Below are 17,495 nucleotides of genomic sequence, written 5' to 3'. Positions count from 1 at the left end.
AATAAAAATTTAAGATTTATTTGTGAAAAATGGAAAGTTTGTACATTTAGAAAGATTTTTACGCTAAATGAATAAACTTCTTAAAAATTTTCTTTGCTTTATTTTGATTGTATTTCTTCAAGAAAATACGCTTTTGTCACAAGAGCAAAACACCCTATTTACATTACTTGATAGTAACCAAACAAATGTCGATTTTCAAAATTCAATTGTTGATACTAAAAAAGCTAATATTCTAATTTATTCCAATTTTTATGGAGGTGCCGGAGTTGGTGTTGGCGATGTGAATAATGATGGTTTACAAGACATTTTTTTTACCGGCAATCAAGTTGCTGATAAATTATATTTAAATAAGGGAAATTTAAAGTTTGAAGATGTAACTAGGAGTTCAGGAATTAAAAATAATGGAGGATGGTCTTCTGGTGTGGCCATGGCAGACATAAATAATGATGGCTTAATTGATATTTATATTTGTAGAGAGTTATATGACAATAATCCTGAACTTAGGAAAAACAAATTATACATAAATAGTGGTGTCGATAAAAATGGTGTTCCCATTTTTAAAGAAAGTGCTGATAAATATGGCCTTTCCGACAATCAACGTACGCGGCACGCGTCATTTTTAGATTATGACAAAGACGGAGACTTGGATCTATTTGTTTTAAATCAGCCTCCAAATCCAGGAAATTTTTCCGACTTATACGGAACTAAACCTGGTCCAGAATTTTCACCACGTCTATATCAAAACAATGGAGATACTTTTTTAGATGTAACAATACAGGCCGGTTTATTAAAAGGAGGCTACCCAAATAGTCTTTCAGTTACTGATTTAAATAATGATGGGTGGCCTGATATTTTTATCGCTAACGATTTTGAAGCGCCAGACTTTTTGTATTTGAATAATGGTGATGGCACCTTTTCTGATATCTTGAAAAATTCTATGCGACATACTTCCTTTTTTAGTATGGGTGTAGATGCTGCAGATATTAATAATGATGGGTGGCAAGATTTGATGGTTTTAGACATGGTGGCTGAAGACAATTTTCGTCTAAAAGCCAATATGAGCGGTATGAATCCCAAAGATTTTTGGGATGTGGTAGACAATGGAGGGCATTATCAATATATGTATAATGCGTTACATCTAAATCAAAGCAAAAAAAACGGCACCATTTTTTTTAGCGATATCGCCCAATTAAGTGGTGTTTCAAGTACGGATTGGAGTTGGTCAAATTTAATAGCAGATTTTGATAATGATGGTTTAAAAGACATTCATGTAACCAATGGTTTACTTCGAGATATTCGAAATACCGATGCTGATTCTAAATTTTCTAAATACATTGAAGAAGTTTCCTATAAATATGTTCAAGACCACCCAAATGCTGGAGAAATAAGCATTTGGGATATCTTAGACCTTGAAGATGCCCTTAAAATTGTGCCTTCGCAAAAGCTTCCAAATTATGCTTTTAAAAATAACGGAAATCTAGGTTTTAGCAAAATAGCCGATGAGTGGGGACTAAATCAACCGACTTTTTCTAATGGTTCTGCTTATGCAGATTTAGATAATGATGGAGATCTTGATTTAGTTATCAATAATGTTAATGAAAAAGCTTTTATCTACCGAAACGACAGCAATGAAATCAATAACACAAATTATTTAAGAGTTAAATTGACCGATAAAGTTAGCCATCGTCCAATGTTTGGAACAAAAGTAAAAATTGTGGTTAAAGATTCTCCACAATGGTACGAGCATACAAATGTTAGAGGTATGTATTCTACTAGTGAAAATGTTGCGCATTTTGGCTTAGGCCATGTAAATACAGTGGACAAACTAACCGTTTTTTGGCCAAACGGACGAACCACTGAAATGACCAATCTAATTTCCAATCAAGAACTAACGTTAGATTACACCGAGGCTAAAAAGAACTCTATTGCCAAGGAAAAGAAAAAATCAATATTTGAAAAAAGTAACTTAATTAAATTGTCTCATACTGAGAACGAATTTGATGATTTTTCGAAACAGATACTTCTACCACATAAAATGTCTCAATTTGGTCCTGCCCTTACTGTAGCAGATGTAAATGATGATGGTTTAGAGGATTTTTATTACGGTGGTTCTTCTGGTTATCCAGGCCAACTTATAATTCAAAAACCATCTGGTATATTTAATGCACAAATAAATGATGTATTCAATAAAGACAAGGTTTTTGAAGACATAGATGCTGCTTTTTTCGATTTTGAAGACGATGGTGATCAAGATTTATATGTAGTAAGTGGTGGGAATAAATGGAATGAGAAATCTAAAGAATATAACGACCGTTTATATTTAAATGATGGTAAAGGAAAGTTTTCGAAATTAGAAAAATTAACAGAAGTAAATGAAAGTGGTTCCTGTGTTCGGCCTTTCGATTTCGATAATGATGGCGATACAGATCTATTCATTGGCGGAAGACACACCCCTTGGCAATATCCTGAAGCCACAAACAGCAGAATTCTAGAGAACAAAAACGGTTCTTTTAAAGATGTGACCAAAACCATCGCAAAAGACCTACTTAATATTGGTATGGTAACAGATGCAACATGGGCCGACATAGATAATGACAATAATATTGATTTAATTTTAGTTGGCGAGTGGATGCCAATAACAATAATTAAATTCGATGGTAAAAATTTTCAAAAAGTAAACAAAGAAGAGGGCATTGATAATTCAGAAGGCTGGTGGTATAGTATTGCTTCAAATGACATAGACAACGACGGCGATATTGATTTAGTAGCTGGAAATTTAGGCCTAAATTATAAATACAAAACAGATATAAATGAGCCTTTTGAAGTTTTTTATAAAGATTTTGATGGTAACGGAAACAAAGACATTGTTTTGAGTTATTATAATTTCGGTGAACGCTTTCCTTTACGTGGAAGATCCTGTTCAGCACAACAAATCCCTGAGATTAAAAGCACTTTTCCGTCGTATACACAATTTGCCGCAGCGAACTTAACTGAAGTTTATGGTGTTGAAAATTTAAATCCAGCTTTACATTATCAAGCAAATACTTTTGCAAGCGTTTTTATAGAAAACCTCGGTAATGGGAAGTTTAAAATGAAACCACTACCTAATGAAGCACAAATATCATCTATAAACGATATTCTAATAGATGATTTTAATAAAGATGGGATTAAGGATATTCTTGTCGCTGGAAATATGTACGTTTCTGAAATTGAAACCACGAGAAATGATGCCGGTGTAGGCTTGCTACTATCAGGAAATGGCAAAAATGAATTTACGGCAGTTGCTCCTCGAGAGAGTGGGTTTTATATACCTTATGATGTTAAAAAATTATCGAAAATTACAACAAAAACAGAAACACATTATATCGGTGGAGTTAATAATGGTAGCGTTCAATCTTTTAAATTAATCGAATAAATATGAGTGATTCTGTAAAAATAAACCGCCGGTCATTTGTAAAAAAAACTAGTCTTGCGGCTGGGGGCATTTTAGTTTCTCCTAAAGTTTCCGTTTTAAAATCCAACATTTTAAAGAATCCCTTACCTCGATGGAGAGGCTTCAATTTTCTAAATTTCTTTTCTCCAGACCCTAGTAAAGGTCGTGCTTTTCATGAAGACTATTTCAAATGGATGGCAGATTGGGGTTTTGATTTTGTCCGCTTACCAATGGCTTATCCATATTATTTAAAATTTGACAGAAGTAGAGATATTACGCCTAATAAAATAAGAAAGATAGACCGTAAAGCAACAGATCGAATTGAAAACGTTGTGTATTTAGCACATAAGCATGGACTTCATGTCAGCCTAAATTTGCATCGCGCGCCTGGTTTTTGCGTAAATGCCGGATTTAATGAACCCTATAATTTATGGGAAGATCAACAAGCACTTGATGATTTCTGTCTTCATTGGAAATTTTGGGCCAAACGTTTTAAAAATGTTTCCGAGGGTAAAATTAGTTTTGATTTACTTAATGAACCCTGCACTCGAGAAGATATGAACGACCAATTTTCTAAACGAGCGGCTATTCCGGGTGAATTATATCGAAAAATGGCTATTGCGGCTTCAGAAACTATAAGAAATCCAAATCATTTAATAATTGCAGATGGTAATAATATTGGTAGCGAAGTGATTCCAGAGATTACCGATTTAAATATTGGTCAAAGCTGTAGAGGCTATAATCCAGGTATTATTTCTCATTATAAAGCTCCTTGGGTTTTTAAAGATTCTAAAAATCTGCCAATACCAAAATGGCCAGGTCAAGTAGGTGATCAATATTTAAGTGTTGCAATGTTAGAAGATATGTACAAACCTTGGATTGACTTAATAAAGCAAGGAGTTGGTGTACACTGTGGAGAATGTGGTTGTTATAATAAAACTCCACATGATGTCTTTCTAGCGTGGTTTGAGGATTTGATGAGTATTCTTAAAATCAATAACATTGGATATGCTTTATGGGAATTCGACGGTACATTTGGAATTCTTAATTCCGGTAGATCTGATGTTAATTATGAAGATTGGTACGGACATAAACTAGATCGAAAATTATTAAACCTATTAATGAAGTATTAAAAATAAGCTAGGAAAATTATAAAGCGTGACACTAAAAAGCACTTTTGTGTCAGATGTTGAAAAAGAACGCTGTCTTGCTGTGTTGTTAGATAAGTATTATCATAAACATTTGAGAAACTACAATTTTACTAGAATTAGAGGTCTAAAGAATCAACTTAAAGGAGTTGATTTAATATTAACCAATAAGTTTAGCGGCAAAAAGTATTTTGTTGATGAAAAAGCGCAATTAGATTATACCAATGAAGAGTTGCCAACATTTGCCTTTGAATTGCGCTATTTTAAAAATTCAATAGTAAAAAAAGGCTGGTTATTTGACTCGAAAAAAAAGACTGATTTTTACTCTTTAATTACAGCAATTTATAGTGATGAGCCGAACAAATTTACATCATGTAAAATCACATTTGTAAATCGCCTTAAGCTAATTCAGTTTTTAAAAACACGTAATATTTCAGAAAAAATATTAGAAAAACGCATAAATCAACAGAAAAATAAAGTTCCCAAAATACATTTAAAGCAATTGCATCCTCGTGAAGAAGGATATCTATATTTTTCGGAAAAAAACAAAGCAGAAAAACCAGTTAACTTAATTTTAAAACTCAATTTTTTAATTTCTCAAGGTCTTGCCAAGCGATTTGTTTAATGCATTTACAAACCGATAAGTCTGTTTTATTTCCTTGTTTACTTAAGAACTACAGCTCACCTACATTTCATAGACAAATCGATTCATTCATCACTTTTTTCCAAAATTGTAGTTCTTTAAAGAAAATAAAATAGACTAAACAGTTTGTTACCTTGATAGCTCCATTAAAAGACTCAAATAGTTTTATTTTATTATTTAGGTGAAATTCCCCACCTTATAAAACTGATTTTTTGCATGATTCCAATATTAATTTTTTCCACTTCGTGTAAAAATGACAAATCACCATCCGTAGACGCAATAATTAAAGGGAAGTCTCAACCGTAATTTTCTATCCTACAATCTTTTTAAATTTACACATTAATTTTTGTGGCTCTCTGTTATTAAAGATTATTTCAAACGGCTACGTTTTAATGCGCCTAGATTTTTATAATGCCGAAGGCTCGATTTTTTTTTCGAAATAAGGCCTTTTTAGAATCTATCTTAGATCGCTTAGATAATTGGGATACCCATGAAACTTCACCCATATATATTGGTGAAGTTGATACAGGTGCTCCTAGTTTTGAAAATAACAAAGGAGGAATGAATTTTGTTTAAGATATGATTACCCTAATTCAGGAAAAAAACATCCATTTCACCTATTTTGATTACCATGTCGATAATTTTGGACTTTACAATAGGCCGGATCAATTACCTAGTACAAATAATTCAAAACAAACTCTTATTGATTGGTTTACAAACAATATTGAGTAAAATAAAAAGCTTCTTTACAATTTAACAAGTAATAGCACACTATCTTAAAAACCTGTTAATCAACAATTAAAGTTTGGATTTCTAATGCCTTTTCTTATTTTATATAAATGACTAAAACAGAAAAGAAAGAAAATCAAACAATTATTAAAAATTCTATCAATCACCTAGAAGCTACTGGGTTTGAAAACATTAAAGCAGACCTTGAGGGTTATGATACTCCCAAGTCCTATTTAAGAAAAGGCACCAAAATGAAAATCACACCCGATATCGTTGCTGAGAAAAATGGTAGAAAATATTTTTTTGATATTAGCCTTAAATCACAAAAAACGAGTCTTTTAAAAACAAAATGGTTGTTTTTAGATACTATAAGTAGATTAAAATCACATCGTTTTCAAATTATAACAACTAGAGGTCATTACAAGTTTACAGATAATTTATTAAAAGATTTAAACTTAACAAGTAGGAACACCATAAGAATATGATTTTGCACATTAACTAAAAAAGCCGCTAGTGCGGCTTTTTTTAATTTTTAATCATTGCAATATGTGGAATTCCATCCTCTAAATACTCCTCACCTACTTGATTAAAACCCAGCGATTCGTAAAATTTTTTTAAATATAATTGAGCAGAAATATGAATGTCTTTTTGATTAAAATTGTTTTGAATAGCCTTAATTGAGGCTTTCATAATTTTTTGACCATAACCATATTTTCTATCACATTTTTTAACTAGAACTCTACCAATACTAGCTTCAGTAAAATAATCGCCTGGTTTAAATATTCTAGAATAGGCCGCGAAGCGGCCGTTTTTTTTTGCGAAAACGTGTAACGCTTTCTGGTCTTTACCATCTAAGTCTTGATAAACACAATCTTGTTCTACAACAAAAACCTCAGACCTAAGCTGTAAAATTTCATATAATTCTTGTTTTGTAAGCTCTTCGAAAGTTTTTACTAAAATCTCCATTAATCTTGAACTATAATTTGTTTACTATCACATTTACCAAATTCTGGTTGAATATTTATGTGATTTATTCCATGATGATGAAATAATTCCTCTTCTATTTCATCTAAAATAACATCAAATTCAGAAAGTTTTATATCAACATTAAAATCGATGTGTGCTTCAAGATGAACTTCGTCTTCATTTAATTGCCAAATATGCACATGATGCACATTTTTTACTTTATCAATTTTCATTATTTCATCTACAATATTCTGAACTATTATGGAGTCTGGTGTAAATAGCATTAATACTTTAGTAGAATCTCTTAATAAATTCCAGCCCATAAAAATCAGATAAAATGCTATCGCTAATGTTAATAAAGAGTCTACCCAAAACCATTGAAAATATTTCATTAATATACCACCAATTAAAACAGCAACAGAAGCCATCATATCTGTTAAAAGATGTAAGTAGGCAGATTTCATATTCATATTTCCTTTGGAGTGTTTTTTCAACAACAAAACACTAAATCCATTAGCAACAATACCTAATAACGAAAGCCAAATAACTAAACTAGATTCTACTTCTTGTGGGCTTAAAAAGCGTTCAATAGCCTCTATTATTAATATAATAGCCACAACTATTAAGGCAGTAGAGTTAACAAAAGCAGCTATTATTTCTGCTCTTTTAAAACCAAATGTTTTATTAGAAGAAGCTTTCCTTTTGGAAAGTATAGTTGCAACATAACTAACAATTAATGAAAGTACATCGCTAAAATTATGTAATGCATCTGATAATAATGATAAACTTCCAGAAATTAGTCCACCAATAACTTGCGATGCGGTTATCAAAATATTTAAAAGAATAGCTATAAATAAGCTTCGTCCTTTTAAATCTGGATGTGCATGATTATGGGAATGATTATGGTGAGAATGCCCCATCGTTTTATACTTTTCAATGAAGTAAATTTACGATTATAAAACAAAGAGAAATGTGAAACGAAGTTTCGCGATTTTTTTTAATAAATAAGCGTATAATTAACTACAAGCAATTTTCTCTATTCTTCGTTCGTGTCTTCCACCTTCAAATTTTGTATTAAAAAAAGTTTGTACCATTTCTAATGCCTGAGGTATTGCAATAAAACGAGCAGGCAAACTTAATATATTAGCATCATTATGCTCTCTTGCTAATTTTACAATTTCTTTTGTCCAACATAATGCAGATCTTACTTTCTGATGTTTATTAGCTGTCATAGATGCACCGTTTCCACTACCACAAACAATAATTCCAAAATCAACTTTATTATTTTCGACATCATTAGCTACTGGATGAACAAAATCTGGATAATCAACACTATCAGTTCCATCAGTACCATGATTAATTACTTCTATATCCATTGATTTTAATAAACCAATTATAGCTAATTTATATTCTGTGCCGGCGTGATCGTTTCCTATTGCAACTTTCATTATTATATATATTGTTTTGTTAAACAAAGGTACAAATAGATGCGCTACACCACAAAATTCGGTACTTTCACAACAAAAAATTGAAATTACACCACAAGCGTTGTTAATTTGTTTGTAATAAGTACTTTTAAAATTGTTGAAAACATCCACATAAAAAATAACTTCTAAGTTTTGTGGTTACCAAATTTTAATGTCTACAAAAATTATCGATCGACAAAAAAATTAGTTCTACTTTTTTAACCATCATTTATTCAGTAAATTTTCAATTAAACTAACATTATTAACAAGTTATCTTATCAAGAAAAGTTGTTAATATAAGTTATTAATATAGGTTAATAAGAAATATAACAATTTGATAATGAAGGAAGGTACATTCTGAAAAATTGTAGATAAAGTTCAATAATAATGCAAAACAACTATAATAACATAAAGTTATTGTAGCTATTAACACCACATCATCATCACCATTTTTTTAAATTTATTAAAAGAAAAAATAGAATACTTATAATAAGTGTTGATAACACGATACGAAAAGCAATTTGGATTTTTAAATTGTTATTTTCGTACAAACAAAACCATTAATGTCAAAGAAAAAAAAGAAAGCTAGTAAACATAGAAATAACGAAATAACTAAAGGCATATTCACAGTTCTTGAGAAAGAACCTTCGAAAAGCTTTAATTATAAACAAATAGCTTCAAAATTAGATTTAAGTAATACTCAAGATAGAAATCAACTAATTAAAAGATTAGGTCAGTTAAAAGAGAAAAAAAGAATAGAAGAAACCGAACGAGGTAAGTATAAAGCAATTGCATCTTCTAAAACCGTACATACTGGTATAGTTGATATGACTAGTAGAGGAAATGCATATGTAGTAGTTGAAGAATTAGACGACGACGTTTTTATTTCTGCCAATAGAGTAAATAGAGCTTTTCATAAGGATACCGTTGAAGTACATATTTTTAATAATAGAAACAGTAAAAAAATAGAAGGTGAAATCACAAAAATAGTAGAACGTAAGAAATCAACGTTTGTAGGTATTTTAGAAATGCAAAAAACATTTGCGTTTGTGCGTCCTACAGATTCTAGAATGTATACCGATTTTTTTATTCCAAAGGATAATATTGGAAAAGCACAAGATGGTGAAAAAGTTATTGTTGAAATTGAAAATTGGCCAGAAGATGCTGACTCTCCTATAGCTAAAGTTTTAGAAGTTTTAGGGAAACCAGGGGAACATAATACGGAAATTCATGCAATTTTAGCGGAATATGGTTTACCCTATGAATTTCCTGTAGAGGTTGAACAGTTTGCTAACAATATAGATACAAGTATAGTTGCTGAAGAAATAGCAAAAAGACGTGATATGCGTGAAACCTTGACTTTCACCATAGATCCAAAAGATGCAAAAGATTTTGATGATGCATTGTCATTTAAGGTTTTAGAAAATGGTAATTATGAAATTGGTATTCATATTGCAGATGTTTCACATTATTTAAAAGAAGATACTATTTTAGATGATGAAGCCTATGAACGAGCAACTTCAGTTTATTTAGTAGATCGCGTGGTACCAATGCTTCCCGAAGTTTTATCTAATAATGCCTGTTCATTAAGACCTAATGAAGAAAAATATACATTCTCAGCTGTTTTTGAAATGGATGATAAAAACCAATTAAAAAATCAGTGGTTTGGAAGAACGGTAACGAATTCTGATGAGCGCTTTGCATATGAAGAAGCACAACATATTATAGAAACTGGTAAAAATGAAATACCTAAAGAAATATCAATTAGAGGAAAAGAGTATACTGTTTCAAATGAAATTGTTGAAGCAACTTTAACTTTAGATCGTTTAGCAAAACAAATGCGTTCTAAAAGAATGCAACATGGAGCTATTTCTTTTGATAAAGTAGAAGTTCGTTTTAATTTAGATGAAAACAACGAACCTGAAGGTGTTTATTTTAAAGAATCAAAAGATGCAAATAAACTTATAGAAGAGTTTATGTTATTAGCCAATAGAAAGGTTGCTGAGTTTATTGGTAAACAAAAACCTAAAAAGACTTTTATTTATCGAATTCATGACGTTCCAAATGAAGATAAATTAATAGCATTAAATGGAATTGTCTCTCGTTTTGGTCATAAGATTGATTTAAAAGATAGAAAATCTGTAAGTTCTTCCTTAAATAAACTTCTTGAAGATGTAAAAGGTAAGAAAGAACAAAATTTAGTCGATACTTTGGCAATAAGAAGTATGAGTAAAGCTATTTATACTACTGATAATATTGGACATTATGGATTAGCATTTGATTATTATTCTCATTTTACTTCACCTATTCGTCGCTACCCGGATGTAATGGTGCATAGATTATTACAACATTATTTAGATGGTGGTAAAAGTGCTAATGCAGAGCTCTATGAAAAAAGATGTAAACATTCTTCTGATATGGAATATTTAGCAACAAGTGCTGAAAGAGATTCTACTAAGTATATGCAGATTAAATTTATGCAAGACAACAAGGATAAAGAGTTTGTTGGTGTTATTAGTGGAGTAACGGAATGGGGTATTTACGTTGAAATTATAGAGAATAAATGTGAAGGAATGGTGAGAATTCGTGATATCAAAGGGGATTATTATATCTTTGATGAAAGACAATATGCACTTGTCGGTGAGCGTTCTAAAAATACCTATCAATTAGGTGATGAAGTAGTAGTAATGGTAAAAGACACGGACTTGGTCAAACGCCATTTAGATTTTGCATTACTTGGTAAATATATAACTGAGTAATTTTTGGAACATGTTTTGTATAGTGATATGCAAAATGTAATGTTTCCAACATATAAAAATTACAAAATCAATAAATGAAGCCTATTTTACTTTTTTTAACCCTTTTGATGTCAGCTAATATTGGCATGGGTCAAGAGAAAAAGACTTTTGATCAAATAGGAGCGTTTACTGAAATTAAAACCTACGATGGTTTATCAGTAAATTTAATTAAGTCAGATACTAACAAAGCTGTAGTTACTGGTGAAAACCTAAACAAGGTTGCTATATCCAATAGTGATGGTGTTCTAAAAGTACGCATGCAATTAACCAAAATATTTAGTGGTTATAGAACATTTATTGATATCTATTATACTGAAGAATTGGTCACAATTGATGTTAATGAAGATGCACGCTTAACTTCAGGAGATAATATTCAACAAGATTTATTGGAATTAAAAGCGCAGGAAGGTGGTGAAATTTCAATTATAGCCAATGTTGAACAATTATTAGTTAAGGTTGTTACTGGTGGTACGGTTCAAACTTTTGGATCTTCTGATTTACAGGATATTGCTATTAACACTGGAGGTGTATATGAAGGTAAAGAGTTTAAGACAAAATTTTCTACCATAAATGTTAATGCTGGTTCGAGAGCAGAAATATTTGCTATAGACTATGTAAAAGCTACAGTTAAAGCTGGCGGTGAAGTACTTGTTCATGGAAATCCGGCTAAGATGGAAGAAAAAACAATTTTTGGAGGTAAAATAACAAGAATGTAACCATGTGGGATGATATTCAGGCTGCTATACCCTTAGGTTTTTTTCTAAGTTTTATGATTGGTCCTGTGTTCTTCGTTCTTTTAGAAACTAGTGCAATTAAGGGTTTTAGAGCAGCGTTAGCCTTTGACTTAGGCGTGATTTTAGCTGATATTCTCTTTTTATTTGTAGCCTATTTTAGTAGTTTTCAATTGCTTGAAAATCTTAGCAATCAACCTGGTCTTTATGTTTTTGGTGGTGTAATTTTACTAGTGTATGGTGCAACTATACTTAAAAAAAAGACCACTAAAAAAGATACTACAAATATAGAAACGAAAAATACCAATAATTATATTGGTTTATTTGTTAAAGGTTTTTTACTCAACTTTATTAATATTGGCGTCTTAGTGTTTTGGTTAGGGGTGATTATTATCGTTGGTCCTAGTTTAGATAATGACCCTAATCGAATTTTTATATTTTTTGCTACAATGCTTGGGGCTTATTTGCTTACCGATATAATAAAAATTCTTCTTGCGAAAAGGTTAAAGAAAAAGCTTACTAAAGAACGTATTATAGTAATTAAGAAAAGTATTGCTATTATTTTAATGATATGTGGATTGGTTTTAATTACCAAAGGATTTCTTCCAAAAGACCAGTTTAATATTGAAAAGGGTATTGAAAAAATAGAACATATTCGTGAAGAGTAATATGTTATTGTCCTTGGATTGTTAAATAAAATGTATCCTTATAAGAGATTTATAATGAAATATTTATATCAAAATAGCTATATAATATTCGGTTTTGTATTAAAGATATTGCCCATCACGGTACTTTAAAAGAACTACAGTTTTTAATTAATTATACAAAATACAAAAGACCTCATATTGCTATGAAGTCTTTTTGTTGAGGCATCGAGCGGATTCGAACCGCTGTACAAGCTTTTGCAGAGCTGTGCCTAGCCACTCGGCCACGATGCCAAATTCAGGTGCAAATATAGCGCCTTATTTAAGTAATTGAAAAAAGATTTAACTTCTTTTTGCGCTTAATGAAATTGTAACTTTTTCAACATCACCACCAATGGGAGGGTTAATTTTAGAGACGAATACTTCAACAAAATCAACCATTTGAATTTCATTTATTATTCTATCAACTATTCTTTTAGCCACATGTTCAAGTAGTTTTGAGGCAGTTTGCATTTCAATTTTAACTATATGATTTATTTGAACGTAGTCTACGGTATCGGATAAATCATCTGTAATTGAAGGTTTGGTTAAATCTGTATCTACATGTACATCAACGGTGTATTCACTTCCAACTATACTTTCTTCGTTTAAACAACCATGATGTGCAAATACACGAATGTTGCTTACTATTACTTTGCCCATTATAAATTATATGAATGCAAATTTAATTGAATCTTATCAGAATAGATAATAAGTGCAAATTAGACTAGTAATTTATTTATGAGAAAATTATTAGTATGTACACCTACAATTACTAAGTCCTTGGAATAAGTCAATACCTAAAGTAATAACATGTGTACCTGTACTATATCCAAGTATTTCGTTAAGTATTATTTGGTACGAATAACCAAAGTAGAAGTTACTCTTTTTTAAACCTATAATTGGTGCCACATATAAAGGATCTCCAATCTGATCATTTAAGAAACGGTAGGTAACACCTGCATAATAGTAGTCTTCAAAGTCGTACCAACGAAATTTAACATTTAAATCTGTTACCGAACGTCCATCACTTTCAAAATATTGAAAGAATAAAGAAGGCTCTATTTCTAAACGACTATTTTTATTTTTTGTATATCTATAACCAGTATAAGCATAATAGTTTCTCAATGTATTTGGCTCATATACAGGGTTGAAGTTTGCTAGATTTTTATTAATAATATTTGAAGCATTTAAACTAAAATAGAATTTATCTTTTCTATATAATGCTCCCACATCAAAATTATGATTTGTAGTTGCTCTATCATCAGTAACACTTGGGTCTAAGGCATCAAAATTTTCAATATCTATTCGAAATTGATTATAATTATATGATAAGCCAAAGGATAAAAATTCATCATCATAACGATCTAATGTTAAATGATGTGCAAATGAAACACGCGCTCCTTGTTGTTTTGTTTCGCCATTACTATCATTATATAGTATCATGCCTAAACCAGATTTTTCTCCAACACGCATATCTGCTGCTAATGATTGTGTATCAGGTGCGTCTTTTATGCCGACCCATTGTGTAAGTCCGTTAATACGAATTTTTACGTGATCACCAATACCAGCGTATGATGGTGACATAACAAAAGGGTTATCAGCTAAATATTGCGATAGCTGCGGTAATGTTAACTCTTGTCCGCTTAGTCCACAAACGGCTAAGAAGACTGTAATTAAGGTTAGTAATTTGGTGCGCATAATATTAGGTTAAGTCTGTGTTATCTGTAAAGGGTGAAATGTCCAACAAATTCTCGGTCGTCTGTTTCTCCGTTGAGTTGAATTACGTACCAATAGTCGCCTGAAGGTAATTCAGACTGGTTGTATTTACCATCCCATCCGTTGCGATCAATGACATTGTCTTCAACCACTCTACCATAACGATCATAAATTTTAATTAGTATTTCAGGATACTGTTCAATATTTTGAGGCATCCATCTATCATTTAAACCATCGCCATCTGGGGTAAAGAAATTCGGTAGTTCAATGTCTATAAACTCTATAAATACGTTGGCAATAACTTCACATCCATTTTCATCAATTACACTAACTACGTAAGTATCAGTTCTATTAACGTAGAAAGTATTGTCATCTCCGTTATCCTTTCCATCAAAAATATAAGTGTAGTTTGGTAAACCACCTTCGGCTATTGCGGTAATTTCATTGATATTATTTTGTTCTAATGTCAATGTTAAAGGATCAAATGCAGTAATTTCAAAATCAACTGTAACGATACAACCATTGGCATGTGAAATTGCTATATAATGAGTACCTGGAGATATGTCCCTGAAATCTGGATTTAACTGCATATCATTCGCATCCATAGAGTCAAGTGCATAAAGCACATCACCTAAAACTGTTTCATCTTCTAAGGTTACGTTTACATAATTGTTTGGAACATCACCCGAACATTCATAAACAGGTTCTACTGTAGCATTTAAATTAACGCCTTGGTCAACAGTTATTACGATATTGGTTTCACAACCCATAGCATCTCGTACATAAACAATATAACTACCTGACGCTAGATTAGTAAAATCAAATTGATCTTGAATAAAGTTGTTATTATCACCAAAGCTTGTACTATATGGAGCAGTACCTCCAGTAATTACTACGTTTGCAGAACCGTCTTCGTTACCAACACATATTTCGGGTAAGGTTGTCCCAGTCATTTCAAGAATTACAGGCTCTGTTAGGGTGTATTCTAATTCTATAAAACAACCATTTTGATCTTGGGCGATAATTGTATAATCACCAGGTTCAAGTTCATCGAAAACATTTTCATCGTCAAACTGATTTAAATTTGGCGAAATCGAATACTGATAACCACCTGATCCACCTGAAAGTGTAACGGTTATACTTGCATCATTTTCACCAAAACAAGAAACATTAAGCACTTCTTCAGTATAAGTTAGTACCGTTGGTTCTGTAATAATAACTTCTTGAGGAGCAGTTGTACAGTCTTCACTAGTTACATTTACCCAGTAAGTACCAGCAGATAATCCAGTAAACTCACCTAAAGCTTGTGGACCTTCAATTAGATTGCTTGCATCAACACTGTTTTCATAAAGTTCGTATAAATAATTACCTAATCCACCTTCTGCATCAGCATAGATAACTGCAGTAGATTCACCAAAACAGTTAATATTTGCCGACGTAGTATCTATAGTTAACACAAGTGGGTCAATTTCGTCTTCAGTAATTTCATTAGAACGTATGGCTTCACAAGTATTTATAGCATCTCTTACGAAATAACTATAAGTGCCTGCAGCTAATACACCAGCTTGTGGAAGGTTGATAGAATTACCAGTCATTGGGAAGAATGTAATATTATCTTCACTGTATTCATATGTTCCACTACCACCTGTTGCAGAAAGTTCAAATTCTACCCCAGTAGTACAAGTTAATGGGCTTGTACGAATTAATTGTGCTGTTACTTCTACTGGATTTTCAATTTCTACAATAGTAGTTTCCACAGTACATCCCACATCATCAGTCACTGTTATGCTGTAGAAGCCAGCAGCAAGATTTGGAAATATATTGCTTCCTTGAGCAACAGAAGTTATTGGCGTATTTGTTCCAGATAAATCATCATATGTATTTAATTGATATGAGTAAATAGGGGTAACATTTCTAGCTCCTACTGTAGCGGTTACACTAGCATTGTTATCATCATAACATGCTAAGGCTGTAGCAGCGATAGTTGCAACTATTGGGTCAGGTCGTATTAAAGTAATAACATCAGTATAAATACATGAGAAATCATCTGAAATTTCAATTGTGTAATCTCCAGCTGCTAATGCAGTAAAAATAAATGCTTCTACATTTGTTTCAGTATAACTATCCGATGTAGTAGTATTAGTTAAAACAATAGTATATGGACCTTCACCACCTTCAGGATCTACTAACAAACTACCTTGATCATTTGAACAGCTTACACTAGTTTCTTGATTTACAGTAGCAGTAATTGGAGCATCTGGGGCCAAGATAGTAATGGCATTAGAATTTTGTACACAGAAAGGAGCTGCAGTTTGGGTAATTTGAACATAATACCCACCACCTATTAAATTTGAAATAATTAAAGGTGTTCCAGTATTACCAGTTCCAGAGAATCCAGCAATAGCATTGTCATCTAGGTCAAATACTTGATACGAATAAGTACCAGCATAATCGTTTATGGTAACACTAAAACTTCCATCATCAACACCATTGTTAAGACATTCTTCATCAGTTAACTTGGTGATAACGACATCCATAATATTTGGATCAGCTATAGTGTGGGTCGTTTCTATATAACAATTAGTATCTAAATTAGTAACACGAATAATATAGCTACCAATTCCAAGTCCAGTGAATAATCCAGTACCGTTCGTAGCTGTATAAGCATTGTCGGTACCATTAGCTTCATATTCTAAATTAGGCGTTGCAGTTGCTGGAGTTATAGTAACATCTACTTGAATTTCAGAATCGTCTCCAGGGTTACAAGTAACATCTGCAGTTGTGGTAATGGTTGCATTTGTAATTTCTACATAAGGTAATATCACAGCAGTAGTACTCCCTAAACAACCCATGTCATCATATGCATTAATGGTATAGTTACCACCGTCATAATTCGTTTCAATATAAACAGGGTTTGAACCATCTTGCACTGTTGTTGCAGTTGTGGTGTTAATAAACTCGTAACGTGTATAGTTATTGGAACCGCCAGTAATGGCAGATTCATCTATAGTAATGGTAGCGTTGTTGGAGTTATTACCGTTAGTACAAGCAAATTCCACCACAGTAGCATTAACATTGTCAATGATTTCTGGTTGAAGGATAACTTGTGTGATATCTACAAAACAATCGTTAGCACCAGTAGCTCTAATAGTATAGGTAATCCCAGGAGTTACAAGACC

General features: G+C 31.8%; 14 protein-coding genes and 1 tRNA gene. 8 read left to right on the top strand and 7 right to left on the bottom strand.

What is annotated here, in order from left to right; all coding sequences use genetic code 11:
• The first annotated feature begins 67 nt into the window (after positions 1–67).
• The 5 genes from ABJF52_RS05260 (at position 68) to ABJF52_RS05240 (ending at position 6,438) form a co-directional block, all read left to right on the top strand.
• A complete protein-coding gene (locus tag ABJF52_RS05260; RefSeq protein ID WP_348147323.1) occupies positions 68–3,415 on the top strand; it encodes a VCBS repeat-containing protein in 3,348 nt (1,115 codons plus the stop codon).
• Between the two features lie 2 nt (positions 3,416–3,417).
• The gene (locus ABJF52_RS05255) at positions 3,418–4,566 is read left to right on the top strand and encodes a cellulase family glycosylhydrolase (RefSeq protein WP_348147320.1); all 1,149 of its coding nucleotides are present in this window, start codon (positions 3,418–3,420) and stop codon (positions 4,564–4,566) included.
• A gap of 25 nt (positions 4,567–4,591) precedes the next feature.
• Entirely contained in the window at positions 4,592–5,206 is a 615-nt protein-coding gene (locus tag ABJF52_RS05250; RefSeq protein WP_348147317.1) for a hypothetical protein, read from the top strand.
• A 429-nt stretch (positions 5,207–5,635) separates the two neighbouring features.
• On the top strand, positions 5,636–5,800 hold the full coding sequence (locus tag ABJF52_RS05245; protein ID WP_348147314.1) for a hypothetical protein: 165 nt from the start codon (positions 5,636–5,638) through the stop codon (positions 5,798–5,800).
• Positions 5,801–6,063: 263 nt separating this feature from the next.
• Positions 6,064–6,438: a hypothetical protein gene (locus tag ABJF52_RS05240; RefSeq protein WP_348147311.1), complete on the top strand. Its 375-nt coding sequence runs from the start codon at positions 6,064–6,066 to the stop codon at positions 6,436–6,438.
• A gap of 40 nt (positions 6,439–6,478) precedes the next feature.
• Here the strand turns inward: ABJF52_RS05240 and ABJF52_RS05235 are convergent, their stop codons facing one another.
• From ABJF52_RS05235 to rpiB, 3 genes are all read right to left on the bottom strand, one after another.
• A complete protein-coding gene (locus ABJF52_RS05235) occupies positions 6,479–6,919 on the bottom strand; it encodes a GNAT family N-acetyltransferase (RefSeq protein WP_348147308.1) in 441 nt (146 codons plus the stop codon).
• Positions 6,919–7,839 carry a cation diffusion facilitator family transporter gene (locus ABJF52_RS05230; RefSeq protein WP_348147305.1) on the bottom strand — a complete coding sequence of 307 codons (921 nt, stop codon included), beginning with the start codon at positions 7,837–7,839 and terminating at the stop codon, positions 6,919–6,921. Before ABJF52_RS05230 ends, ABJF52_RS05235 begins: the two co-directional genes overlap by 1 nt.
• Before the next feature lie 96 nt (positions 7,840–7,935).
• Positions 7,936–8,367: a ribose 5-phosphate isomerase B gene (rpiB, locus tag ABJF52_RS05225; protein WP_348147302.1), complete on the bottom strand. Its 432-nt coding sequence runs from the start codon at positions 8,365–8,367 to the stop codon at positions 7,936–7,938.
• A 581-nt stretch (positions 8,368–8,948) separates the two neighbouring features.
• Between rpiB and rnr the strand changes: the two genes are divergently transcribed.
• From rnr to ABJF52_RS05210, 3 genes are all read left to right on the top strand, one after another.
• Positions 8,949–11,144, top strand: coding sequence for a ribonuclease R (gene rnr, locus ABJF52_RS05220; RefSeq protein ID WP_348147299.1), 2,196 nt, complete (start codon positions 8,949–8,951; stop codon positions 11,142–11,144).
• 107 nt (positions 11,145–11,251) lie between these two features.
• Positions 11,252–11,899 carry a head GIN domain-containing protein gene (locus ABJF52_RS05215; protein ID WP_348147296.1) on the top strand — a complete coding sequence of 216 codons (648 nt, stop codon included), beginning with the start codon at positions 11,252–11,254 and terminating at the stop codon, positions 11,897–11,899.
• A gap of 2 nt (positions 11,900–11,901) precedes the next feature.
• Complete coding sequence (locus tag ABJF52_RS05210; RefSeq protein ID WP_348147293.1) at positions 11,902–12,582, top strand: LysE family transporter; 681 nt, start codon at positions 11,902–11,904, stop codon at positions 12,580–12,582.
• Positions 12,583–12,781: 199 nt separating this feature from the next.
• Here the strand turns inward: ABJF52_RS05210 and ABJF52_RS05205 are convergent.
• From ABJF52_RS05205 to ABJF52_RS05190, 4 genes are all read right to left on the bottom strand, one after another.
• A tRNA-Cys gene (locus ABJF52_RS05205) sits at positions 12,782–12,852 on the bottom strand.
• A 48-nt stretch (positions 12,853–12,900) separates the two neighbouring features.
• Positions 12,901–13,260: a dihydroneopterin aldolase gene (gene folB / locus ABJF52_RS05200; protein WP_348147290.1), complete on the bottom strand. Its 360-nt coding sequence runs from the start codon at positions 13,258–13,260 to the stop codon at positions 12,901–12,903.
• A 90-nt stretch (positions 13,261–13,350) separates the two neighbouring features.
• A complete protein-coding gene (locus ABJF52_RS05195; protein WP_348147287.1) occupies positions 13,351–14,298 on the bottom strand; it encodes a type IX secretion system membrane protein PorP/SprF in 948 nt (315 codons plus the stop codon).
• A 20-nt stretch (positions 14,299–14,318) separates the two neighbouring features.
• Positions 14,319–17,495: T9SS type B sorting domain-containing protein (locus tag ABJF52_RS05190; protein WP_348147285.1), on the bottom strand; the 3,177-nt coding region annotated here is incomplete at its 5' end.

It is taken from the genome of Aurantibacter sp., from assembly GCF_039941195.1.
Classification (GTDB): Bacteria; Bacteroidota; Bacteroidia; order Flavobacteriales; family Flavobacteriaceae; genus Aurantibacter_A.
This window is presented reverse-complemented; position numbering and strand designations above follow the sequence as displayed.